At 48.7% G+C, this 24,493-nt stretch carries 20 protein-coding genes and 1 tRNA gene; 10 read left to right on the forward strand and 11 right to left on the reverse strand.

All coding sequences use genetic code 11. The annotated features are described in order from the left end of the window. Window positions 1-641 precede the first annotated feature (641 nt). The 3 genes from TH61_RS01595 to TH61_RS01605 all read left to right on the forward strand — a co-directional run bounded on the left by TH61_RS01595 (window position 642) and on the right by TH61_RS01605 (window position 3,789). Complete coding sequence (locus TH61_RS01595; protein ID WP_066505005.1) at window positions 642-941, forward strand: hypothetical protein; 300 nt, start codon at window positions 642-644, stop codon at window positions 939-941. A 247-nt stretch (window positions 942-1,188) separates the two neighbouring features. Further along, window positions 1,189-3,399 carry a PAS domain-containing sensor histidine kinase gene (locus TH61_RS01600; protein ID WP_066505009.1) on the forward strand — a complete coding sequence of 737 codons (2,211 nt, stop codon included), beginning with the start codon at window positions 1,189-1,191 and terminating at the stop codon, window positions 3,397-3,399. 6 nt (window positions 3,400-3,405) lie between these two features. Beyond that, window positions 3,406-3,789, forward strand: coding sequence for a response regulator (locus TH61_RS01605; RefSeq protein WP_066505011.1), 384 nt, complete (start codon window positions 3,406-3,408; stop codon window positions 3,787-3,789). A gap of 199 nt (window positions 3,790-3,988) precedes the next feature. Here TH61_RS01605 and TH61_RS01610 read toward each other — a convergent pair. The 5 genes from TH61_RS01610 to mltG all read right to left on the reverse strand — a co-directional run bounded on the left by TH61_RS01610 (window position 3,989) and on the right by mltG (window position 8,767). Further along, window positions 3,989-4,073: transfer RNA gene (locus TH61_RS01610), tRNA-Ser, on the reverse strand. 79 nt (window positions 4,074-4,152) lie between these two features. Continuing rightward, on the reverse strand, window positions 4,153-6,021 hold the full coding sequence (locus tag TH61_RS01615) for a DUF4153 domain-containing protein (RefSeq protein ID WP_066505014.1): 1,869 nt from the start codon (window positions 6,019-6,021) through the stop codon (window positions 4,153-4,155). A 12-nt stretch (window positions 6,022-6,033) separates the two neighbouring features. Then, a complete protein-coding gene (locus tag TH61_RS01620) occupies window positions 6,034-6,963 on the reverse strand; it encodes a YihY/virulence factor BrkB family protein (RefSeq protein ID WP_066505015.1) in 930 nt (309 codons plus the stop codon). Further along, on the reverse strand, window positions 6,960-7,373 hold the full coding sequence (locus tag TH61_RS01625) for a thioesterase family protein (RefSeq protein WP_066505017.1): 414 nt from the start codon (window positions 7,371-7,373) through the stop codon (window positions 6,960-6,962). Before TH61_RS01625 ends, TH61_RS01620 begins: the two co-directional genes overlap by 4 nt. A gap of 305 nt (window positions 7,374-7,678) precedes the next feature. After that, window positions 7,679-8,767, reverse strand: coding sequence for an endolytic transglycosylase MltG (gene mltG, locus TH61_RS01630; protein WP_082780272.1), 1,089 nt, complete (start codon window positions 8,765-8,767; stop codon window positions 7,679-7,681). Window positions 8,768-9,036: 269 nt separating this feature from the next. Between mltG and TH61_RS01635 the strand changes: the two genes are divergently transcribed. After that, window positions 9,037-9,666: an L-threonylcarbamoyladenylate synthase gene (locus tag TH61_RS01635; protein WP_066505025.1), complete on the forward strand. Its 630-nt coding sequence runs from the start codon at window positions 9,037-9,039 to the stop codon at window positions 9,664-9,666. Between the two features lie 108 nt (window positions 9,667-9,774). Here TH61_RS01635 and TH61_RS01640 read toward each other — a convergent pair whose 3' ends face one another. From TH61_RS01640 to TH61_RS01650, 3 genes are all read right to left on the reverse strand, one after another. Then, window positions 9,775-10,194, reverse strand: coding sequence for a response regulator (locus TH61_RS01640; protein WP_066505027.1), 420 nt, complete (start codon window positions 10,192-10,194; stop codon window positions 9,775-9,777). A 151-nt stretch (window positions 10,195-10,345) separates the two neighbouring features. After that, on the reverse strand, window positions 10,346-11,212 hold the full coding sequence (locus TH61_RS01645; protein WP_071887877.1) for a lysophospholipid acyltransferase family protein: 867 nt from the start codon (window positions 11,210-11,212) through the stop codon (window positions 10,346-10,348). Between the two features lie 302 nt (window positions 11,213-11,514). Continuing rightward, on the reverse strand, window positions 11,515-12,525 hold the full coding sequence (locus tag TH61_RS01650; protein ID WP_066505030.1) for an LLM class flavin-dependent oxidoreductase: 1,011 nt from the start codon (window positions 12,523-12,525) through the stop codon (window positions 11,515-11,517). Window positions 12,526-13,168: 643 nt separating this feature from the next. On the opposite strand from TH61_RS01650, the gene TH61_RS01655 reads away from it, so the two are divergent. From TH61_RS01655 to TH61_RS01680, 6 genes are all read left to right on the forward strand, one after another. Beyond that, complete coding sequence (locus TH61_RS01655; RefSeq protein WP_066512409.1) at window positions 13,169-13,774, forward strand: WbqC family protein; 606 nt, start codon at window positions 13,169-13,171, stop codon at window positions 13,772-13,774. Window positions 13,775-13,881: 107 nt separating this feature from the next. Continuing rightward, complete coding sequence (locus TH61_RS01660; protein WP_066505033.1) at window positions 13,882-16,482, forward strand: ATP-dependent Clp protease ATP-binding subunit; 2,601 nt, start codon at window positions 13,882-13,884, stop codon at window positions 16,480-16,482. A 231-nt stretch (window positions 16,483-16,713) separates the two neighbouring features. Beyond that, on the forward strand, window positions 16,714-18,276 hold the full coding sequence (locus TH61_RS01665) for an acyl-CoA carboxylase subunit beta (protein ID WP_066505035.1): 1,563 nt from the start codon (window positions 16,714-16,716) through the stop codon (window positions 18,274-18,276). A 78-nt stretch (window positions 18,277-18,354) separates the two neighbouring features. Continuing rightward, window positions 18,355-19,425 (forward strand): M42 family metallopeptidase, encoded by a 1,071-nt coding sequence (locus tag TH61_RS01670; protein ID WP_066505039.1) that lies wholly within the window; start codon window positions 18,355-18,357, stop codon window positions 19,423-19,425. A 121-nt stretch (window positions 19,426-19,546) separates the two neighbouring features. Then, entirely contained in the window at window positions 19,547-20,113 is a 567-nt protein-coding gene (locus tag TH61_RS01675) for a GNAT family N-acetyltransferase (RefSeq protein WP_066512411.1), read from the forward strand. 163 nt (window positions 20,114-20,276) lie between these two features. Next, window positions 20,277-21,047, forward strand: a complete 771-nt coding sequence (locus TH61_RS01680) for an ABC transporter substrate-binding protein (RefSeq protein ID WP_082780436.1) — start codon at window positions 20,277-20,279, stop codon at window positions 21,045-21,047. Window positions 21,048-21,130: 83 nt separating this feature from the next. On the opposite strand, the gene TH61_RS01685 is transcribed toward TH61_RS01680, so the two are convergent. From TH61_RS01685 to aroB, 3 genes are all read right to left on the reverse strand, one after another. Continuing rightward, on the reverse strand, window positions 21,131-21,673 hold the full coding sequence (locus TH61_RS01685) for a DUF4142 domain-containing protein (RefSeq protein ID WP_197464078.1): 543 nt from the start codon (window positions 21,671-21,673) through the stop codon (window positions 21,131-21,133). 512 nt (window positions 21,674-22,185) lie between these two features. After that, on the reverse strand, window positions 22,186-23,424 hold the full coding sequence (aroA, locus tag TH61_RS01690; RefSeq protein WP_066505046.1) for a 3-phosphoshikimate 1-carboxyvinyltransferase: 1,239 nt from the start codon (window positions 23,422-23,424) through the stop codon (window positions 22,186-22,188). Continuing rightward, window positions 23,421-24,461: a 3-dehydroquinate synthase gene (gene aroB, locus TH61_RS01695; protein ID WP_066512414.1), complete on the reverse strand. Its 1,041-nt coding sequence runs from the start codon at window positions 24,459-24,461 to the stop codon at window positions 23,421-23,423. Before aroB ends, aroA begins: the two co-directional genes overlap by 4 nt. Between the last annotated feature and the right edge of the window lie 32 nt (window positions 24,462-24,493).

Below are 24,493 nucleotides of genomic sequence, written 5' to 3' on the forward strand. Positions count from 1 at the left end.
AGATATAATTACAAAATTTAACTATTAAAATCCACCAAACTAGCCATTAAAGGCTCATTCTTAATTAACTTAAGTCATATGAACACAATCCTATACTTGTACTTTCCCAATTATTTATTTTCAGAAGGGAGTTTAAATCATAAGTGGCTCAGCAAGACAGAGCTATTTTAAATCTATTTAATTGATAACTGCAAAATCCTAAATTACTGTTTACCTAAGCAGACAAATAACTAAACAGAGAACAAATCCATTAAAAGGTACTTTTCCATTTTTAGGCTACTTTCCATAAAACAGACCAAAAACAATTACCTCCTGATTATTCCTCAGACAAAATATAACTTAAAATTAACACCCACCTCTCAATCATTCAATTACCCGCCTTAAACCCTTCTATACTATATTTACAGCAGACGTTTTAATTCTCTGTATTTAAAAGAATTGCATTTAAGGACTTTATATGTTTAGAGTTTACATAAATAGCAGTTCCGGTTTTCAAATATGAACTTATATAGGTAGTTTTACCTTTCCCCTCAATAGTTAATCAGGTAATAAGTGGTTTACGCCCTTCTCTCATAAAGCCAGTATGCAATTTCCTGGCTATTGAGGAGCATGAAAGCCACTTTTGAAGTTGGAAAATACCCGTGGACGCAGAATATTTACTTGAGGCCTTGTACCAGTTGTTTTCTGAGTTTTGTGAGGCGTATGATGCCACGCATTATCCGGTCACCGACTTGGAGCTGTATGTAGAGGAGTCTGCCACGCTACTGGAGAACTGGCTTGTGCTCAAACCCCAAGACACCAAACTCACCCGCCGTACCTGGGCCATCCTTAAACTGGCCTTACAACAGGCCAAAAAACTAACTCCTGAGGAAGCCAAAGAGCATTTGTCCAGAGAGGCGAGCGTCACCTTAGAGCTTTTCCTACAACTAAGAAGCACTTGACCTAAATCTTGGCTATAAACTCATCGTCATCTAAGCATCTTGTTTTTAACAGTTTACAGCGTCAATCACGTATGACAAATTTGTGGCCGTTCTGGAAGTAACCAACAGAAGGAATAAATCTTTTCCTGGGCGGGCATAATCTTTCTTGTAGTACCAATTATCTAATAGCTATTCTTTAAATTGGAAATATAATACCCTTTTATCCTATATTAAATCTAAAATTAAACCCTTGTCTACGTAAACACAGATGAAGATACTTCCCCCAAGTGTTCATTTAGAAAAACTAAGCAGGCATTCCAGAGACATTCTCTGCACGCTAGACCAGGCGGGCAACATTTACTTTATCAATGAGGCCGTTACGTTCATTTTAGGGTATAGCCCCGAAGAAGTGGTAGGAAAATCTAACCGCCATTTTGTGCACCCAGAAGACGTAAAAAGCACAGCCAAAACCATACAGCGCTTTATTGAGGCAGAGCATCCAGAGGCAGTTGAAAATCCTATCATTGAAAACCGGTGCGTTCATAAAAATGGACAGGTGATTCCTATGGAATGGACCGCCACCTGGTCACCAGAAGAGAATTTCCTTTTTTGCGTGGGCAGGGACGTCACCAAGCAAAACCAGGTAAGGCAGGTCTTCCATGAAAAAGTAGAAGTACACCGGGCCCTTGCCCAACAAGGCGCCGACATGCTGGCTTTGTTGGATAAAGACGCATATTTCACGTACAGTGGCGGGTCTACGGCCAAAGTGTTAGGCTATGCACCCCAAGATCTGGTAGGCAAAAGCGTTTTTGAGATTCTCCATGAAGAGGACGCCCAAAGAGCCCAAGAGGTGCTGGAGCAGTTGGCTACTAGCCAAGAGACCATCAAGGTGTCTGACTTGCGCATTAAAACCAGCCAAGGCGACTATAAATGGCTGGAGACCACTGCCAGCAATCAGTTAGACAATCCGCATGTAAATGGACTGGTCCTTACCTCCAGAGACGTAACGGAGCGGGTGCTGACCGGCTTAAAACTACAAGAGCGCGAGCAGCACTTTAGGTCCTTGTTTGAGAACAGCCCAGAACTGATCATCTTTGAAAACCCAGAGGGGGTAATCACAGACGCCAACCCTTCGTTCTTGACCTATTTCTCTTTAGAAAGAAGCTCCATCATTGGATATAAACTGGCAAACTTTTTACCGCCCGTGGCTGCGGCCAGCTGTCAAGCTAAATTTATAGAAGCTCTGTTAGGCAAAACTGTGGCGTTTACGCTAGAGGTAGAGATTGAATCCTTTAGCCCGCGGGTATTTGACGTGACCAAGATTCCGGTTGTCAACCAGCAGGTTACTACGGGGGTATACTCCATTCTAAAAGACATCACAGAGCGTGTGCAAGCCAACCATGAACTGGAGCAGTTGTCATTAGTTGCCAGCAAGACCAGTAATGGCATTGTCATCATGAACGCACAAGGGCAGATAGAATGGGTCAACAAGGGATTCACCTCCATCAATGGCTACACCTTGCAAGAAGTGAAGGGGAAACGCCCCAATGACTTTTTACATGGCCCCAACACAGACCCAGAAATGCAAAAGCAGATTACGGCGGGCTACCGGTCTGGTCAGCCATTCACAGAAGAGGTTTTAAACTACAAGAAAAATGGCGAGGAGTTCTGGGTAAAGATTGATGTCACTCCGGTTAAAAACGAAGAGGGACAAGTCACCAGTTACATTGCCATCCAGACGGATATTTCTTACCGCAAAGAGGCGGAGAAAGAACAGCTCCTGCTTACCCGTGAGCTCTATGAACAAAACCGAGATTTGCAGCAGTTCACCTACATTGTCTCGCATAACCTGCGGGCACCCGTGGCCAATGCCTTGGGCCTTTCCAACCTGCTACCGGTAGTAGATAAAGACTCAACCGTCTACGCTACCTCATTGGCCAACCTGAAGGCCAGCGTTTTGCAGATTGACAGTGTGCTCAGGGACCTTAACCTGATTCTGTCTATAAGAGACCACAGAAATACCATTGAAAGGCATAAAGTGAACCTGGCTCAAAAATGCCACCAAACCGTAGAGAGCCTGAAGGAGTCCTTGCAAGCCAGCCATGCCACTTGCTCTTTACAGGTGCCCGAGGATATTAGTGTGCGCGGCAATGAGGCCTACCTGTATAGCATCTTTTACAACTTGTTGGCCAACTCCATTAAATACCGCTCACCAGACCGGCCCTTGCACATAGAAGTAAAGGCAGAACAAAATACGGATGGGGGCATCACCGTTTCATTTTCAGACAACGGACTGGGGTTTGACCTACAAAAAGCCGGCAACAACGTATTTAAGCTCTACAAAAGATTCCATAAAAACGCTGACGGCAAGGGGATTGGCCTCTTTCTGGTGAAAACGCACGTAGAATCCATGGGGGGCCAGGTAGAGGTTTACAGCGAAGTAAACAAAGGCACCACCTTTCTCATTTACTTAAAGTAACCTGGTATGAAGTTTTGCATCGTGGATGATGATCCTATCAGTATTTTTCTGACCCAGCACTTGATTGCAGCAGAAGGCATCACTGACATTGAAACGTTTCAATATGCCGAGGAAGCGGTGCAATCACTGCTCAACCGGCCCGTGAGCGAGGCCCCAGACGTGCTTCTCCTGGATTTAAACATGCCTGTCATGAGCGGCTGGGAAGTCATAGAAGCACTGGAACCGGTTGGCGAAGAATATCACAAACGTTGCAAAATCTATATCTTAACCTCCTCCCTGGATGTGTCTGACTCTGCCAAAGCCGAAGACCACCCGCTAGTCAGTGGGTTTATTTACAAACCCATCACCGAGGAAGACATTAAAGTGCTCATTGCCGAGAAGGTAGGATAAGGATTCTCACTGCTTCAACAACTACAGTATAGTCACATCAAGCAGAAGAGGCGCCCCAGAGCGCCTCTTCTGCTTGATGGACACCTTTGTATAGGTCACAGGAAGATACTCTTGCTAATAGGCAACTGGTATTCTCAGCCTGGTTCTGAAAAGTATTAAAAACAAGAAAGCCCCGTTGTTTCCAACGAGGCTTTTGTTGCAGAGAGAGAGGGATTCGAACCCCCGGACCCGCAAAGGTCAACGGTTTTCAAGACCGCCGCATTCGACCACTCTGCCATCTCTCTAAAGTGTTACAAAAGTAAGGGTTGCACAGGTATGAGTCAAGCCCCGGCCTAAAAAAAACTCACTTTTTTAAGCAGCATCTCACTTTTTTACCTTTATCAACAGTTTCCCCTGCAGTAGATTCAAATGAAATCTGTCCTTCTCTTTCTCGGCTTGCAGGCTGGTTATTTGCAAAGCCGCCTCTACCCCATTGCTGTTTGCCTTGAAAAACAACTCGTTAGCGGGCAATTGCTTGGGAGTACCATGGGCTTTGGTTTGGTTTCTATGTTTCTGTACCAAGGTGTCTAAGGCAAATCGCAAGGTCTCCTTCCTGAACTGAACCAACACTTCATTTTTAGGATCTGAGACAATTACTTTAATAGCCTCTGGGCCAATTTTAAATTCGTCCACCTTTTGTTCTTCCTCAAAAGAATAATCGTCAAGGGTGATCAGGTAATCATATCCATCTATCACTGTTACTTCTGCCTCCTTAGAATGTAAGACGTAGTACGTAGCATCCAAGGCTTCTGTCGTCTGCGGCATTCGCGTGTAGTCCAGGCCCATTAAGGCCAGCACATCACTAGTATTGGGCGCTTTTGACCCGAAGTGTGGTTTCTCGGCGAACAACGAGTCTAACGGTGCCCCAAACCAACTTCGCACTGACTCATACTGGTGCATCTCTCCTAAGTATTCCACGATAGACGTAATCTCTGCCGCCGCTGTATCTGGAAGGGCCTTTTTTACTTTTTGAATCTGCCCATTCGCCAATAACTGATGCTGGGTCAATAACTCCTGCAAGCGCCCCGTCTGGCTTCTCTGCGACACGGAGAAAACGCCCCACGGTTCAACGGCCACTAGAAAAGCAAGCGCGCCCAAAGTCATGGGAATGAACTTGATGTTCTTCTGCCGGCTGAACAAGAAATACAAAGCCACCGCCAACAACCACAGCGCCAAGACTAAGACGATGTACCGGTTCTCGGTGATGCCATAGTCGCGCACCCGCCGCCAGATGGCCAACAACAAGAGAATCAGCAAGGGAAACAAGGCACGGTAAAACCATTTGGCGAAGGTGCGTATCCAGCGGTTGCATTCATCTTCTCTTACAGGATGGATGAGTAGAAGCGAGAAGATACCGGCCGTAGAAAAGCCTAAAACCAGATAACTTACCCAACCGCGCGGCCACTCCCACTGCACCAGAATCTTACCCATGTAGGCGTACAGAATCACCAGATACAGCGTGACCAGCGGCAAGAGTACAAACTGCGTGAAGAGTTTCAGGCCCTTCGGGTAGTCTGTCACGTTCTCCAGTTCATTGGGGTTGGGCACTCCGGCCAGGAAAAACCAGGTATTGAAAACGCCTACCATGAAAATCCAGAGCTTGGGATAGATTTTCTGGTCAATCTTCACGTCAAACAGCTGGTCAAACGCCATGATGGCCAACAGCAAACCCAGAAACAGCACAACCGTGTAAAGCGCCGCCGTGAGCAGGCGCAGGAAAAGGCTTTTGTTGAACTGCCAGAACCCGTTCTCCACCTTCCAGTTTAGATAGGCGGCAAAGGACGCAGCCAAATGCAAGGCAATCATCCAGAGCAGGTACCGCATCATTTCTTTGAAGGCAGGTTCCTGAGGCAGAAAAAAGTAATAAGTCACTAACAACAGAACACCCAATGCCACCAATCCCCAACGCAACGCGGGCTTGTTGCCTTTTCGCTCAGAATAGAGCTCCAGCACAAAAAACAGAATCAATCCCAGCGCCGAAATGATGGCCAGTTTAGGTAGTATGGTTTCCTCATTACTGTCCCGTTCAATCATGAGCCACACCACGGTGGTGCCCATCACGGCAGAAAGCAAGGTGAACGGAAAACGAAGGAAGGTCTGGTAGGCGGCTAAGGCAATTTCTTTGAGGGGCAATCTAGGCAGGGCCATGAGCGGGATGTCGGTTTTTGCCCTGATTTCAGGAAAATAGGCCAAAAACGCAAATCCTTAGCGCTTCTCTTTCTCCAGCCGCTTAGTGATGGTGTCAATGCTAATGTTCACCTCAAAGCCCAGAATGAGGATCATGCAGACAAAATCCAGCCAGATCATTAAACCAATGAGCGCGCCAATAGAGCCGTAGAACTTGTTGTAGGTGTCAAACTTACTGATGTAGAAAGAGAACAGCATGGACACCAGAAAGATGAGGATGGTAGCCACCACTGAGCCCGCGCTCACAAACGGCCACTTGTCATGGATGGCCGGCACGTAGTAGTAAATCATGGACGTAGCCAGGAAGAACAGCAGGATCACTGCCACGTACTTCAGAATCACGATCAAGGTATACGTAAAGGCCTCTGTCACCACCTCATAAAACACCAGAATGTCCAGAATGTACGTCCCGAAGAAGATGGCACTAATGCTGATGAGCAAGATGACCGCCAGGGCCACCGTCAGCAACGTGGCAATCAAACGCTTGCGCAGATAGGTCCGGCGCCGGAAGGTTTTGTACTTCTTGTCAAAGGCGTCCATGAGGCTCATGATGCCATTGGTAGACAAGACCAGCGCAAACAAGAAACCGAAGGACAGCAAGCCGCCCCGCGGGGTGTTCACAATGTCCTCAATGGTCTCAGCGGCGGCCAGATAAATCTCCTGCGGCATCACGTCCCCCAGAAACTGCAGGATGTCCTGGTCCAGGTGCCCCACCGGAATGTAGGGAATGAGCGTGAACAGGAAGATGATGGTAGGAAAGATGGCCAGCGTAAAATTGAAGGCCATGTACGACGCGCGCTTGGTCAAAGAGTCCAGCTTGAGCTCATCAATCATCACCTTGATGACATGGTAGACGCTTACCCGACCCTCTAAAAAGCGCAGTTGCTTTAAGAAGACGATGAACTTACGGTAAGGCCGTGAGCTGGTAAAGGTCTGGTAGACGTTCATGCCGTAAAGTAAGAGTCTAGCTTGTCATGAATTCCGTGAGGAATAGCTGTGGGCCGCCCAGACTTCATGTCTACAAACACCATGGTGGTTTCGCCAATGTTGAGGAGCTCCTGAGCCTCATTGTAGACCTCGTACTCAAACTTGATGCGGGTACCTTTGGGTTTCTCCTTTACCAGCAGTTTAATGGTGAGCATGTCATCATAGCGCGCCGGCCTGATGTACTTGCAGCGCATCTCCAGTACGGGCATCATCACACCTTCGGCCTCCATCTCTTTGTAATGGATGCCCAAGCGGCGGAACGTCTCGGTGCGGGCCACCTCATAGTAGGCGCCGTAGTTGCCGTAATAGACATAGCCCATCTGGTCGGTTTCGGCGTAACGCACCCTTATCTGTACCTCTGATTCAAACACGTTCCTGTCTTCTTAAGCGGTGAATACCCTGCCGTTTTTAACCTGTTTCTGATAAAACAGCTTAAAAACGATTTCGGCGTTTACAATAATACTAGAAAGATTGAGAAATGGTGCTACCGCCAAATGAAAGCAGACGTATTGGCCGGAAGTTGTTGGTTTTGACGAGTGCTGGCCTATAACCTTTCCTGCAGCCGTTCCCAGATTTGGTCATTAAGACGCCGGACCCGTGTGCACAAAAGTATAGGCAAAAAAAACTTCCGTTTTTGGCCTGATTTCCAGAAGCTAAGCCAAAAACGGAAGACAGGTTATTTCATAATTTTACGCTGCGTCAAGGCGGCCTGGTAGCGGCGGGCGTTGCGCAAATGCTCTTCCATGGTGGCGGCAAAGGCGTGGTAGCCCGAGAAATCCTCTTTCGCGCAGAAGTACAGATACTCTGTTTCTTCTGGGTTCAAGACTGCCTCTAGAGAAGAAATGGCCGGCAGGTTGATTGGTCCCGGAGGCAGGCCTTTGTACATATATGTGTTGTACGGCGAGTCCTTTCTCAAATGCACGTTTAACACGCGGCGTATGCTAAAATCACCGTTGGCGTACACAACCGTTGGGTCAGCTTGCAAGGCCATGTTGCGCTCCAAACGGTTCAAGTACACACCCGCAATTTTAGGACGCTCATCGGCGTGGATGCTTTGCTCTGCTTGGACAATAGAGGCTAGAATGGAAACCTCGGTTTTAGAAAGGCCCAGGTCTTTGGCTTTGGCTTCGCGGGCCTTGGTCCAGAAGATATCGTACTCCTTTTTCATGCGCTCCATCATCTCAGGGGCGGGCGTGGTCCAGTACATCTCATAGGTGTTCGGGATGAACATGGTCAGGATGGTGGTGGTGTCAAAGCCTAGCTTCTTGGTAAAAGACGGGCTGTTCAACAAAGAGTCAATCTCGGCGGGCGTAGAATTGATGAAGCCGCTCAGCTTTTGGGCCAGGTCTTTCTTGAGGCGCACGTTGGTATACGTCAGCTTGACCGGGTCTTGGTCACCGGAGCGGAGCTTGGCAATTAAGTGGTAGTTGGTCAAACCGTTCTTGAGCTCATAGCGGCCGGGCTTCACCAGTTCTGGGTAGTCCATCAGTTTGGCCATAAAGCGCAGGGACAGCTTGTCTATGATTACTTTCTTGGAGTCAATGGAATCCATGACCTGCTCATAGGTGGCGCCTTTGGGGATGAGCACATACACGGGCTCTCCCTTGTTCTCTACGTTGGGCGTGTAAACAATCTGGTACGCGTAGTAAGAGAAGCACACAAACAGGAACATGATCAAGACCAGCGCATATGTCCATTTACTGGTTTTCTTGGGCGTACGTGACCTTCTTGGTCCAGGCGTAGCGGGCGTATTTAATTCTGACATAGACTACAAAGGTACAAATTTAATGAGTGATTGAGAGAGGGATTGAGTGAGAGAATGAAGACAGATTTAAGGCAAGCCTGACAGAAGAAATCATTTTTAGGCTGTTTTCTGAAAACTTAGGTAAAAACGCAAAATCAAGTTTGGGCGTATGCACCTCAAGGTTATCATTAACTGTAAGCATAGTCTCCATAAACTGGATAGCTTTGCAGTAAGACGAATGTGGCCAGACCTATTCTCTCAATCATTCCTTCATTCAATCATACAATATAATGGCACAGGCTACCTTCCTGAAAATTCACCCTGACAACCCGCAGCCCAAGGCCATGGCCCAGGTGGTGGACGTCCTTAAAAAAGGCGGGCTGGTGATTTACCCCACAGATACTATTTATGGCCTAGGCTGTGACTTGCACAATGTGCGCGCCGTAGAACGCCTCTGCCAACTGCGCGGCCTCAACCCCGCCAAAGCGCAGCTGTCGTTTATCTGCAGTGACCTGACTAATATTTCTGAATACGCCCGCATCTCTACCCAGACCTACAAAGTCATGAAGAAAGCCCTGCCCGGCCCGTTCACGTTTGTCTTGGAGGCCAGCAGCAAAGTGCCTAAGATTGGCGGCATCCGGCGCAAAACGGTGGGCATACGCGTGCCAGACAACGCCATCTGCTTGTCTTTGGTAGAGCAACTGGGCAACCCCATAGTGAGCACTTCCATCCATGACGAGGACGAAGTAGTGGAATACACCACTGACCCCGAGTTGATTTATGAGAAGTACCGTAACCTGGTGGATTTGGTGATTGACGGCGGCTATGGCAATAACATTGCCTCTACCGTAGTCAATTGTGAAAACGACGAGTTTGACATCCTGCGCGAAGGTGCCGGCGACATTCAGGAGTTTCTATAGAATTCTGGGCAAGAGCCGCTAGGTTAGCGCCTTTATAAAGCAGAAGAGCCCGTTTGCGAACAAACGGGCTCTTCTGTTTTGGCTTGTTTTCTGGAAATCAGGCCAAAATTAATTGGTAATAGGGTTATTCTCAACCGTGGCCAAGAACTCAGTCAAATCCTCCATCCTGAAGGGCTTGGTAAAGTAACCGTCTGCCTTAAGTTGGAAGGCTTTCTCTACGTCATCCTTTTTCCTGGAAGAGGACAACATCACCACCAAGGGCCTTTTGTTAAGCTTTAACTGGTCAAGTTCTTTTAAAAACTCAAACCCGCCCATCACCGGCATGCTAATGTCTACCAATAGAACCGAAGGAAGCTCATGGGCATATTCTGCGGTGCCGAAGTGGCTCTGCACAAAGGTAAGGGCCTGCCTGCCGTTTCGGGCGGTGCAGAGTTTCTCAGCGATGGCACTCTTCTTTAGGACGCGGTGGGCAAGGAAGGTAGCGGTAGGGTCGTCTTCAACGACCATAATCAAATCTAATTTTTTCATTGTAATGCAGCGGGGAAGGAAGGGATCGGGTCATGGGGTTAGCCCAGACTCCAAATGCTTCGTCTCAACGGAGCGTTAACGTAGAAAACAGAAAAACGGCCATGTTTTATTTAAAAAACTAGTGAATATTTTTCTAATAAACTGACACCCTTCAAGATGCAGGACTTGCCAGCTCTACCGGCTTCTTGTGTTTCCAGCGTTTATGGGACCAAAGGTAATCTGCGGGATTGGCCTCAATCCACTTCTCTAACTGCTGCGCAAAGGCATGCGTCACAGGGTTCTTTGCATCCTCTCCCTTCTGTTGCAACGGCGGAAACAGCTCTATAAACTCTATCTCAAAAAAACCCCGGCGCAGGTGCCGCATGGCCACAAAAAAGACGGGATAGCCAAAGGATTCTCGTAGGCGGTCTCCGCTCACATAAAAGGCCGTGTCTTGGTGCAGAAAGTTGGTCCAGAACTGAATATGCCCGTACGGCGGAACCTGGTCGGCTAGCATGGTAAAGATGCGGGCCTGGTTCTTGTGCCGGATCATGTGCCGAAGCGTGTCTTTCATGGGCACCAACTTTATCCCGAACCGACTGCGCAGAAAAACCATAAAGGCCTCAAAGAACGAACTACTCAAAGGCTTGTACACCCCGTCAATTGGGTAGTCAAAACGCAGGTTACCCGCCGCCGACATAATCTCCCAATTGGCCAGGTGGGCGCCCATGCCTAAGACTTGCTGCCCTTGCGCCAAATACGCTTCGGCGCGTTCATGCCCCTTGAATTGTACCCGTTCCTGTAGCCCTTCTGGCGTAATGGACACCATTTTCAGAGTCTCTACAATCACATCACAGAGGTTTTTGAAGAACTGCTTCTCAATCTGCCGGTGCTCCTGCTGGGTTCTGGCCGGGAAAGACCTCTCAATGTTCTGGCGCACTACCTTCTTGCGGTAGCCAATCATGCGGTACAGCACCACATACAAAAACGTGGACAGCGCATACAGGACAGAGAATGGCAACAAAGAAATCCCTTTCAAGAACCACCAAAGCGGCAATTGACTGGCCTTGAGCGCAGGCCGAGTTTGGGTATAAGCAGGTTCAGTTTTGATAAGCTTCCGGAAAAAGAGGCCAAAAACGATTGCGCGCCCATGGCTAGTGGTTTCAAATATCTTCGAAATTAAAGATTAGCCGCCGCATCAACAAGCGGAACAGGCGGTTATTGCTCCTCTCCTCGTTTTAAGCACCATTAATAGCGCTTTCCCGAATTTCAGGAATCCTGGAAAAGGAAAGGCAACCAATCTTATCAACTGGTTGCCTTTCCTTGACTCGTTAAAAATCCTTAGGCCTTCTTGAAGAACCCAGACAGAATCTCATAAGACCGTAACCGGTCCTTGGGCTCATAAATATTAGAGGCGACCATGATTTCGTCTACCTGCGTCTCATCCAGAAACGTCTGCAGTTCTTTCTCAATGGTGACAGGGCTCCCTACAAAAGAATAGCGCAGCATCTGTTGGACGGCGTAGCGTTCAGAGGCATCCCACAACCCGTCCATGCTTTTGACGGGCGGTAGCATGCGCTTGCCGGTCCCACGCACCACGTTCAGAAACGACTGATACAAAGTGGTGGATTGGAACAGTGCCTCCTCATATGTGTCAGCGGCAATCACGTTCACGCAGGCAATGGCGTAAGGCTCTTTCAAGGTGCCAATGGGCTGGAAGCTTTCGCGGTACATGTGCAGGGCGGCCTTCAAATGAGAGGGCGCGAAATGGCTGGCGAAGGCATAAGGCATGCCCAGAATACCGGCCAACTGAGCCCCGAAGGTACTAGAGCCCAATATCCAGATGGGCACGTGCGTACCCTCGCCGGGCACGGCCCGCACCTTGGCGTTGGGATCTACGTCACCCAGGTAATCGCGCAGCTCCACTACGTTGTTCGGGAATTCGTCTACGGTGCCACGCAGGTCTCTCCGCAGGGCCATGGACGTTCCTTGGTCGGTGCCAGGAGCGCGTCCCAAGCCCAAGTCTATTCTGCCGGGGTACAGGCTTTCCAGCGTCCCGAACTGCTCGGCTACTACCAAGGGCGCGTGGTTGGGCAGCATGATGCCGCCAGAGCCAACGCGTATTTTGGAAGTAGCCCCGGCCACATGCCCAATCAAGACTGCCGTAGCAGAACTAGCAATGCCCACAAAGTTGTGGTGCTCGGCCATCCAGTAGCGCTGGTAGCCCCACTGCTCCACGTGCTGGGCCAGTTCTACGGTGTTTTTAAAAGAGTCTGCCGGGGTTTGGCCTTCGCGCATGGGCACCAAATCCAAAACAGAAACTGGTATATCACTTAGTTTTTTATTCGCCATAACATCTAATCTATCATACTCACCCTCTTTGTACGAGTGATCATGTATAAGGCAAAAGTACGGGGCTTAAGTTCTGCCATGTATATAAACACCCGTTACTAAAAGGATACCACGTTAAGAGTCCTGAGTCGCGAGTTCTGAATCGCAAGTCTTTTTGATTGCTGATTGTTGATTGTTAATTCTTAATTGTGCCACCAACTAGTGTACTCCCCCTTCACCACCCTCAAGGGAGAAATCAGCGTTTGGTAAAAGCCTTTACTAAACGCATCTGATCCAGTCTTTCCGTCGAGTCGCCTAAGCAGGTTGCCGCAACTGCCAGGACGGCGGTTGAAACAAGGCAGGATTGGTTGGCCGGTCAAAGGTGGTGCTACGCAAAGGAGGCAAGCTGGTACAGCGCGAGGCGGGAAGACGGGGCCTCGCGGCCGTGAGCGCTTGGCGGTGAAAATGAAACAAGGCAGCATAAGGGCACCGGAAGAAAGAAACCTTCTCAGGAACAGCCAACCGAGTGCACAACGTCAAACACAGTGAGAATCTGTTTTTGGCCTATTTCCCAAAATAAACCTAAAAAACGGTTTCCTGCCCTAAGCAAATCAATACATTCAATTATTTCCTTTACTTGCAGGCATTCCATTTTGCGTACCGCATGCAGTTACTGACAGAACTACACTACCACCCCAGCATTGTCTGGTTCCAAAAAGCCGTCCAGGCAGATGAGATTCTGCTGGAAAGCCAGGAGCATTACCAGAAACAGAGCTATCGCAACCGTTGCCATATCCTTACCGCGCAGGGTGTGTTGCCCCTCACCGTGCCGGTCAAAAACGGGAACAAGAAAATCAAGGCGCTGGACGTTGAGATAGAGTATGACCAGCGCTGGGTAGATGTGCACTGGCGCACCATCCGGTCTGCGTACGGTAACGCGCCCTTCTTTGAGTTTTACGCAGACTACATCCAGGCGGTATATGAGAGGAAACCATCGCATCTGTTCCAGCTCAACCTGGAGTTGCTGCGGCTGTACCTCAAGTTCCTGAAACTGAAGACACCCGTCAGGCTTACAGAGAGCTATGAGACGACCTACCCTGCCCCGGTGCTGGACCTGCGCAACGTCCTCCATCCCAAGCGGGAGCCTGACAATTTGGACATAAAGAAGTATGCGCAGGTATTTGGCAAACAATTTGCACCTAATTTGAGTATACTTGACTTGTTGTTCAACCTTGGGCCAGAGGCATCTCTTTACTTACAGAACCAATGATTTTCTGTGAACATTTGCCCCCTGCTAATTGTTAAATTTTAGCGTGGCCATTGCCGCCAACAGGTGCAGAAAATAGCACTACAACAATTTACTAGACAAGAACTTACATGGAAGCCAAATTCTCAAATAGAGTGAAAGAGGTGATCTCTCTCAGTCGCGAGGAAGCAATCCGCTTAGGCCATGACTACATTGGTACAGAGCACTTGCTTCTGGGTATGATCAGAGAGGGAGAAGGCACCGCTATTGCTTTGCTTAAAAAACTGGGGGTGCCCATGGAGGAGCTCAAATATTCATTGGAGCAAGCCACCAAAAACACCGCCAGCCCTAATACTAATATAACGGGTAGCATTCCGCTCACAAAGCAGACAGAGAAAGTACTCAAAATCACCTACCTGGAGGCTAAAATCTTCAAGTCAGACATTATTGGCACTGAGCACTTACTGTTGTCTATTTTGCGGGATGAGGATAATATCTCATCACAAACTCTAGCCAAATTCAACGTGAACTATGAAGCCATCCGGGATTCGTTAGACTACCATGCTAACAACCCACTCGCATCCTCAGATACAGACGACAACGACGACAACGACAAGCTCTTCGGATCTTCTTCTAAGGGAGCAGCCGGCAGCGCGGCCAAGAAAGGCGCCGAGAAGTCCCGTACTCCGGTACTGGACAACTTTGGGCGTGACTTGACCAAACTAGCCGAAGAAGACAAGCTGGACCCGATTGTAGGCCGCGAGAAAGAGATTGAGCGCGTGGCTCAGGTCTTGAGCCGCCGTAAAAAGAACAACCCCATCTTGATTGGGGAGCCAGGTGTTGGTAAAACAGCCATCGCCGAAGGCCTTGCCCTGCGCATCATCCAGAAAAAGGTATCTAGAGTGTTGTTCGGCAAACGTGTGGTGACGTTGGACCTTGCCTCTTTGGTGGCTGGTACCAAGTACCGCGGTCAGTTTGAGGAGCGCATGAAGGCCGTGATGAACGAACTGGAGAAATCTCCTGACGTGATTCTGTTCATTGATGAGTTGCACACGATAGTGGGTGCCGGTGGAGCCTCTGGTTCTCTGGATGCTTCTAACATGTTCAAACCAGCCTTGGCGCGCGGTGAGATTCAATGTATTGGTGCCACTACCTTAGATGAGTACCGTCAGTACATTGAGAAAGATGGTGCATTGGCTCGTAGATTCCAGGTGGTAATGGTAGACCCTACCACGCCAGAGGAGACGATTGAGATCCTGCACAACATCAAAGACAAGTACCAGAACCACCACCACGTTAACTACACAGATAAAGCCATTGAGGCCTGTGTAAAGCTGAGTGACCGCTACATGTCTGACCGTTTCTTGCCAGACAAGGCCATTGACATTTTAGATGAGGCTGGTGCCCGCGTGCACATCAACAACATCATTGTCCCAGAGGATATTCTTAAACTTGAGGAGTCTATTGAGAACATCAAGGAAGAGAAAAACCGCGTAGTGAAAAGCCAGAAATATGAAGAGGCGGCCCAACTGCGTGACAAAGAGAAAAAACTACTGGATCAGTTAGAAACGGCCAAGAAGAACTGGGAAGAAGAAACCAAGAAGAAGCGTTACACCGTGAAAGAGGAAAACGTGGCCGAGGTAATCGCCATGATGACCGGCATCCCTGTGAAGCGTATTGCCCAGAAAGAAAGCTTGAAACTCCTTAACATGGGTGAAGAGCTGAGCGGCAAAGTGATTGGTCAGGAGAAAGCCATCAAGCAGTTGGTGAAAGCCATCCAGCGTACGCGCGTGGGCTTGAAAGATCCTAAAAAACCAATCGGTTCGTTTGTCTTCTTAGGTCCTACCGGGGTTGGTAAGACAGAGTTGGCCAAAGTACTGGCTACCTACTTATTTGACAAAGAGGATTCTCTGGTGCGCATAGATATGAGTGAGTACATGGAGAAATTCAGTGTATCTCGCTTGGTGGGAGCCCCTCCGGGCTACGTGGGCTATGAAGAAGGCGGTCAGCTGACAGAGAAAATCCGTCGTAAGCCATATTCTGTGGTTCTTTTGGATGAGATTGAGAAAGCGCACCCAGACGTGTACAACCTGTTGTTGCAGGTACTGGATGATGGCGTGTTGACAGATGGTCTGGGCCGTAAGGTAGATTTCAGAAACACCATCATCATCATGACCTCCAACATTGGGGCCCGTGATTTGCAGGACTTTGGGGCTGGGGTAGGTTTTGCCACCAAGACCCGCACAGACAACGTGGACGAGATCATGAAAGGCACTATTGCTTCTGCCTTGAAGAAAACGTTCTCGCCTGAATTCCTGAACCGTTTGGATGATGTGATTGTGTTCAACTCATTGGCTAAACAAGATATCCATAAGATCATTGATATCTCGCTTGCCAAGTTGTTGAGCCGCGTGAAAACATTGGGTTACTCCATTGAGATCACAGACGCCGCCAAGGATTTTGTAGCCGAGAAAGGCTATGACTCCAAGTATGGTGCCCGTCCATTGAACCGTGCCATCACCAAGTACATGGAGGACCCTATTGCAGAGGAAATCCTGAAAGCGGAGTTGGCCCAGGGAGATGTGATTCTCATTGACTACGCCGAGGGTAAAGAAGAGCTCACCTTCAGCAATCGCAAAGGTGAAAAGTCTAACGTGCCCGACACGTCTGATGAGATCTCAGAAACACCTTCTGAGGAGACGACACCCACTGATGAGAAGTCCAAAGACTAGTCATTCATAGATGAATTAGAAAGGCTGACAGACAAACTGTCAGCCTTTCTTGTTTTTGGGCTGTTTTCTAGAAAGTAGGCTAAAAACGCACGCTTTTATTCAAGTAAATGCATTTGGTCAGTCAGAATGCTCAGGAATCTAGTGATGACAGCAAGAAAAGCGGGGTGAAAATTTCGCGGTGGCTTATACTTTCCTAAATTTGATTTCTTATATCAACATCAAACTGCTTCAATGTCAGACCAGACTACATCAAAAGGTAAATTTGAGATTTTAGACCGCAAAAATGCAGAAGCCCTCTTAGGCGGAGGCCAGGCCCGCATTGATGCTCAACATAAAAAAGGCAAACTCACCGCCCGGGAACGCATAGACTTACTCTTAGACGAAGGCTCTTTTGAAGAGATTGGCAAGTTTGTCATGCACCGTTCCAAAGACTTCGGGCTGGACAAAGAATACTACTTAGGTGACGGCGTAGTGACCGGCTACGGTACCGTGAACGGCCGCTTAGTATATGTCTTCTCTCAAGATTTCACCGTGTTTGGCGGTTCCCTTTCTGAAACCCACGCGGAGAAGATCGTTAAAATCATGGACCTTGCCATGAAGAACGGTGCCCCCGTAATTGGCCTCAATGACTCTGGCGGAGCCCGCATCCAAGAAGGCGTGGTTTCTTTGGGCGGATACGCCGATATCTTCTACAAAAACACCTTGGCTTCTGGCGTGGTACCGCAATTATCAGGTATCATGGGACCGTGCGCCGGCGGTGCCGTATATTCTCCAGCCATCACAGACTTTATCTTGATGGTAGAAGACACGTCTTACATGTTTGTGACCGGCCCCAACGTGGTGAAAACGGTGACGCATGAGACCGTGACCTCTGAGGAATTAGGCGGTGCCAGCACGCACAGCACCAAAAGCGGCGTGACGCATTTCTCCTGCGCCAATGAGGTGGTCTGCATCCAGAACATTAAGCAATTGCTCAGCTACATGCCACAGAACTGTGAGGAGCTCCCTCCTGCCGTGCCGTATGAAGCTAAAAAAGACGAAACCCGCGAAGTCCTCAACACCATTGTGCCTGAGAACCCCAACCAACCCTATGACATGCGCGAGGTGATTGAGGGTATCATTGACGCTGGCACATTCCTAGAGGTTCACAAGAACTTCGGGGAGAACATTGTAGTGGGCTTTGCCCGTTTGGCTGGCCGTAGCATTGGCATTGTGGGCAACCAGCCAGCAGTTTTAGCGGGTGTATTGGACATCAACGCGTCTACCAAAGCCGCTCGTTTCGTGCGCTTCTGTGACTCGTTCAACATTCCATTATTAGTACTGGAAGACGTACCGGGCTTCTTGCCAGGCACCGACCAAGAGTGGAGAGGCATCATCACCAACGGGGCTAAGTTATTATATGCTTTCTGTGAGGCCACCGTACCGCGCGTGACCGTGATTACCCGTAAAGCCTACGGCGGCGCCTATGACGTGATGAACTCCAAGCACATTGGCGCTGACCTGAACTACGCTTGGCCTACCGCCGAGATTGCCGTAATGGGTGCTAAAGGGGCCGCTGAGATCATCTTCAAGCGTGAGATAGCTGCCTCTGAGGACCCAGAAGCCAAGCTAGCCGAGAAAGTAGCCGAGTACCAGTCAAAGTTCGCGACGCCGTACAGAGCGGCACACCGCGGGTTTGTGGATGAGGTGATTTATCCTTCTGAGACCAGAGCCAAGCTGATTAAGGCGTTCAAAATGCTAGAAAACAAAGTGGACCAGTTGCCTAAGAAGAAACACGGCAACATTCCTTTGTAAAAACCATATAACCTTTAGGGCTGAGCGCAGGAAACTGACCTCAGCCCTTTCCCTTTCTACTAGATTTCTACTTAGACCATGAGAAAAGAATCTTTTGACTTTTTAAACGCCTACCTCAACAATGCTGCCCCCACCGGGTTTGAAGCCCCCGGCCAGAAGTTGTGGTTAGACTATATCAAACCCTACATAGACGACTATTTTGTAGACACCTATGGCACCGTGGTAGGCGTCATTAATCCAGAGGCCAGCTACAAAGTGGTCATTGAAGCCCACGCCGATGAGATTTCCTGGTTTGTGAACTACATCACCGCCGAAGGCTACATTTATGTGCGCCGCAACGGTGGTTCAGACGCAGTCATTGCTCCTTCTAAGCGCGTAAACATCCACACCAAAAATGGCCCTGTAAAAGCAGTGTTCGGCTACCCGGCTATTCATGTGCGCAAGCCTGAGCAAGACAAGGCACCCACGGTAGAAACCATCTTCTTAGACTGCGGTGCTACCAACAAGCAAGAAGTAGAAGACCTGGGCATCCATGTGGGCTGTGTCATCACCTTTGATGACGAGTTGTGGGTGATGAATGAGAAATACTACGTGGGCCGCGCTTTAGATAACCGCATTGGTGGTTTCATGATCGCAGAGGTGGCCCGTCTGCTCAAGGAAAACAGGAAGAAGCTTCCGTTTGGCTTGTACATTGTCAACGCGGTGCAGGAAGAGATTGGCCTACGCGGCGCCGAAATGATTGCGCACCGCATTAAGCCAGACGTGGCCATCATCACAGACGTGACCCATGACACCCAGTCACAGGGTTATGAGAAAAAGGCCCACGGTGACTTGCATTGCGGCAAAGGCCCAGTGCTCACCTATGGTCCAGCGGTGCAGAACAACCTGCTCAATATGTTGTTTGAGGTAGCCGAAAAGAACGAGATTCCATTCCAGCGTGCGGCGGCTACAAGAGCTACCGGCACCGACACAGACGCCTTTGCCTACTCTTCTGAAGGCGTGGCCTCTGCTTTGATCTCCTTGCCGCTCAAGTACATGCACACCACGGTAGAGACCGTACACAGAGACGACGTGGACAACATCATCAAGCTCTACTATGAGTTCTTGCTGCAACTAAAAGCAGACCATGATTTCCGCTATTTGAAATAGTCATTTTCGGCCTGTTTTCCAGAAAAGAGGCTAAAAACGATTATGAGACTTGGACCTGTGAGGCGTACAAACTTCACAGGTCTTTGTATTTTTGGACTTCGGTTTTCCCTTTACCTTCATCATGGAATTACAAACCCCCAGGCTTTTACTCAGAGAATTCAAGGAAGATGACTGGCACTTCACCAACCTCTATGAATCCAACCGTGAGGTGATGCGGTACCAGAGCAGTGACGTACGGGACGCCGAAGAAAGCCGGCGATACCTTGAACAGTGCCTGCAAGAAGCGCAAGAAGACCCGCGCACTATCTTTGACCTGGCCATTGTCGTACAGCAAACCAATATGCTAGTGGGCCGCGTGGGCATGAAGGTAGATTATGACGCCGAAGACGCCGCGCTCTGGTACATTCTGCACCCAAGCTACTGGGGCAAAGGCTACGTCACAGAGGCGGCGCAGGCCATGGTCAACTTCGGGTTTACAGATTTACACTTGCACCGTATCTGGGCCGACTGCGACCCGCGCAACACCGGCTCATATAAGGTCATGGAAAAACTAGGCATGCGCCGCGAAGCCCATTTCAAGGAGAACATTTATATAAAAGGCGAATGGTGCGACTCTTACGTGTATGCTGTATTGGCGAGTGAATGGCGCTTAGCCAATCCTACACTGATAGCTGCAGAGCATGAGTAAATTTCGTTTTTGGCTTGTTTTCTGAAAATCAGGCTAAAAACGAAAGACCGTCCTTTTTCATTCCTTGTCTAATTGGCCCGCTAATTTTCTTCTGGGTGGCTAGTGCAGGGTAAGACAATTAGCCTAGATAATCCTTATTTCAATTATGGTGTTTACAGACCAAATGGGGCATCAGGTATTAGTACCGCAGGCACCCCAACGCATTGTTTCTTTGGTGCCTTCGCAGACCGAGCTGCTGTTTGACTTGGGCTTGGGAGACCGCGTGGTAGGCGTGACCAAGTTCTGTCTTCACCCCAAGGAGTTGGTGAAAGGTAAAACCAAGATTGGCGGGACTAAAAATTTTAAGACGGAGGTAATTGACCAGTTGCAGCCAGATTTGATCATCGGTAATAAGGAGGAGAATTACCAGGAAGGCATTGAGGCGCTCCAGCAGAAATACCCTGTCTGGATGAGCGACATTTATACGCTTGAAGATGCGTTTGCCATGATGGAGCAAGTGGGCAAAATAACCAGGACAGAACCCCAGGCTGGAAAGCTCACCTCTATTATAAAAACCCAGTTTGAGAAGATTGAGCCTATCCAGCCACCCGTGACGGCCGCCTACTTTATCTGGAAGAATCCTTACATGGCCGTGGGCGGAAACAACTTTATAGATGACATTCTCACTCGTTGTGGATTGGTGAACGCCTTGCAACACCTGCCCCGCTATCCAGAAGTAACACCAGCCATGTTAGCTGCCCTTAACCCGCAAGTTATCCTGCTGTCCTCAGAGCCGTTTCCGTTTCAAGAAAAGCACATTCAAGAATTTAAGGAGATCTGTCCTCAGGCAAAAGTGCTGATTGTGGATGGTGAGATGTTTAGTTGGTACGGGAGCAGGCTGCAGTATGCGGTTCCTTATCTGCAGAAAGTACTTGAAGAGATACGCAGCGTTTAATCTGCTCGCTATCCGCTTGGCATAAAAAAAAAGCCCTTCCGCCAGATGGCAGAAGGGCTTTTTCACTTTATTTATTCAAAGCCTTATTTAGGAGTGGCCATGGCCAATTTCAACTCCTGGGCTTCTTGCAAATGCTCTTTAAGCACTGGTAACACTTGGTCAATGAAAGACTGGATTTCAGCATCTTTCAATTCTTTGTCAGCTTCTTCATACAAGGCTACCGCTTCTTTCTGGGCGGCAATCTGAACGTCAATAAACTCTTTGTCAAAGGCTAGAGAATCTGACTTCTCCAAGTTGGCGACAAGGGTCTTTTTCTCGGCTGGCAAGGTCTGGCTTACCTCCACATATTTTCTCTTAGCCAAATCCTCAAGAACCGGGCTGGTTTTAGAGTGCACGTTAGAGATCGTCATTCCGTAATCACCTACGGCTTCGGCTTTACTTTTATCTGTGGCTAGGATACCTGTCACAATCCCGAAGTTATCTGTCTCTACTGCCTTCTGCAGGAACTTAGCTACTTTCTTAGTGTCTTCCTTCTGTGCAGCAGTCTCTTCTTTAGCACATGATACCAGTGAAACACTTCCGAACAAGAATGCGGCATTCAGCATCCATACGTTATATCTTTTCATAGCTTTCATACTCAGGTTAGTTTTGTTGCTTATACGGTAAACATGAAGCCATGTTGGAAAAGTTCATTTACCTAATCACAAAAACCCTCAGATTCCAACTACCATCTTACTTTAGTTACAAATTGAACCAATCTATATAGTTCCTATTCTATTAAAATTCCTCATGCTTTTTATTGATGGTCAATAGATTAGATTGATAAGTAGCCTATAAGAGATTTAAATGCAGATTTTTTTGATTATTAAGGAAAATCAAGCCAAAACCTTCCCGCTAGGATTAAGAATTAAAAGCCCAAAAAAGAAGGTTTTCACCCTTTCCAGCCTTTGGAATTTTAAATTTTCTGGATAAAAATTTTGATGAATTTTATAGCGAAAAGCGTTTCAAAATCTTTTCATATCCGCTCACTTTTTGCCTCATCTCAGGTTTTGGACAAACCAGAATAAACCAGAAAATCAGTTACTTGCCTGCAACCAAGGCATTATAAAAGGAGGAATTTCCTTATGAAAGCAATTTGCTAAACAGGACTGATCTGAAAGCCAGCCTGCTCTAGAACTTCCCAAAATCTTGGATACGATTTCTTAACCACGTTTGGCTCATCAATGACAATCTCTTGCTTGAGTGCCAGCGGTGCGAAAGCCATGGCCATACGGTGGTCTTCATAGGTGTGGATGCGGGCTTCGTTTTTGGCCTGGTTTCCAGGAATTACCTTAAAAACGCCTGGTGCAGTTTCCTGCAAAGTGGCGCCTAGTTTGGGCAGCTCGGTTTGGATGGCGAGAATACGGTCGGTCTCTTTTATCCTGAGGCTCTCCAAACCCGTCATCTCCACTTCTAACTGCAAACCCGCAGCCAAGGCAGCCACCGTCTGCGCCAAATCTGGACAGGCTGAGAAATCAATTCGGTGGATATCTTGATGTGCTGGCGCTTTGGTTAGGCGAACGCCTTCCTCCGTAAAAGTGGTCTGCACCCCAAACGGCGTCATCAGGTCAGGCAATACGCTGTCGCCCTGCAGGGAATCTGGGCGCAAGGCTGGCAAGAAGATATCAGCTTCTTGCGCCAATGCCACCATGCTGTACCAATAACTGGCCGCCGACCAGTCTGACTCCACGGTGTATTCTTTGGCTTGGTAATTTTGCGCCGGCACAGAAATTTTATTCCCCTCAAAAACAGCCTGCACGCCAAAGTGCGCCATCTGCGCCAGGGTCATCCTAATGTAGGGCTCAGAACCAATTTTCCCTGCTAAGGTCAATTCCAGGCCCTGTGGCAGCAAAGGCGCCACCATGAGCAACGCCGATATATATTGACTACTGACATCTGCGCGCACTGTAAGTTGATTGGTGCCAGAAGACTCAAAACCTTGCAACTGCAACGGCGGAAATCCTTCCTGGCCTGCATAGTCAATCTTAGCGCCTAGCGTACGCAGAGCATCTACCAAGACCCCAATGGGCCGGTGGCACATGCGATCCGTGCCTGTGAGCGTGACAGCCTGGTTGGTGATGGCGTAGTAAGCCGTTAAAAAACGCATGACGGTGCCGGCGTCTTCGGCGCTTACTTCTGGGCCAGCGGGTGTAGACAGCAAACGGTTCAGCAAAGCCGTGTCATTGGCATCTGATAGATTGTGGATAGCAAAGTCCTGACCACTCAATGCCCTAATGATCAAGGCACGGTTGGCTTCACTTTTAGAGGCAGGCAAAGAAACGCGCCCCGTCAACACCTTTGTAGGGTGAGCGACACGCACAGCAGAAGCAGAAATCATAGAGAATGGTAATAGCGCAAGGCTTGCTGCACCTCTTGCAGGGTAATAGGTTGATCATACACGGCGCTGCCTATCTTCTCCAGCAGGGTGCAGTTGATGGTGGAGCCGCTGTTCTTTTTGTCTTGCAGGCACAGTTGACTGATGGCCTGCAAATCGCTCTCCTGCAGAATCACTTTTTCATAGATAGACATAATGAACGTCTCTATCTGGTCCAGTTCTTCTGCAAGCAACAAACCTTTCTGGACAGACAGCCAGGCTTCACAGAGCATACCCACAGCAATGGCCTCACCGTGTAGCAATAGCTGATTGGGTTTTTCCAGAAAATAACTTTCAACGGCATGTCCAATGGTGTGCCCGAAGTTCAGGATTTTGCGCACGTCATTTTCCAGCGGGTCTGCCGTCACCACCTTAGATTTTATCTTGATGGAATGCTCAATCAGCGCCGGCCAATTCTCGGTGAAAAGGCCAATGTAGCGTTGCTCCTTGAACATATCCGCATCCGCAATCAGCCAGTGCTTGATCATTTCGGCGAAGCCAGATTTGGTTTGGCGCAGGTCCTGGGTTCTCAGGAAGTCTGTATTCACTAGCACGGCCAAAGGTTCTCTAAACACGCCTAAGTGATTTTTGAAGCCCATAAAATCTATGCCCGTTTTGCCGCCCACGCTGGCATCTACCTGCGCCAACAACGTGGTGGGTACGTTCACAAACCGAATGCCGCGCTTATACAAACTGGCGCAAAAACCGCCCAAATCTGTCAGGACGCCGCCGCCCAGGTTCACCAGCAAGGACCAGCGGTCCAGCTGCAGGTTGGTGAGTTCTCGCCAGACATGCTCACAGGTAGCCAGGCTCTTATTTTCTTCGCCGCTGGCAATCTGCACCAGGTGGTGGCCTTCTGGGAGATAGGGTTTGAGCATAGGATAGCAATGCACCAACGTGTTTTCATCTACCAGCACCACCACAGTTTTGTGGGCTTTGTTAGATAAAAGCGCTTGCCACTGTGGCAGGGACTCCTTTCCTATGAAAATTTCTTCTGTCACGGTTCTTTCTAATAATGTCGTTTTTGGCTTGT

The organism is Rufibacter sp. DG15C (assembly GCF_001577755.1).
GTDB lineage: Bacteria > Bacteroidota > Bacteroidia > Cytophagales > Hymenobacteraceae > Nibribacter.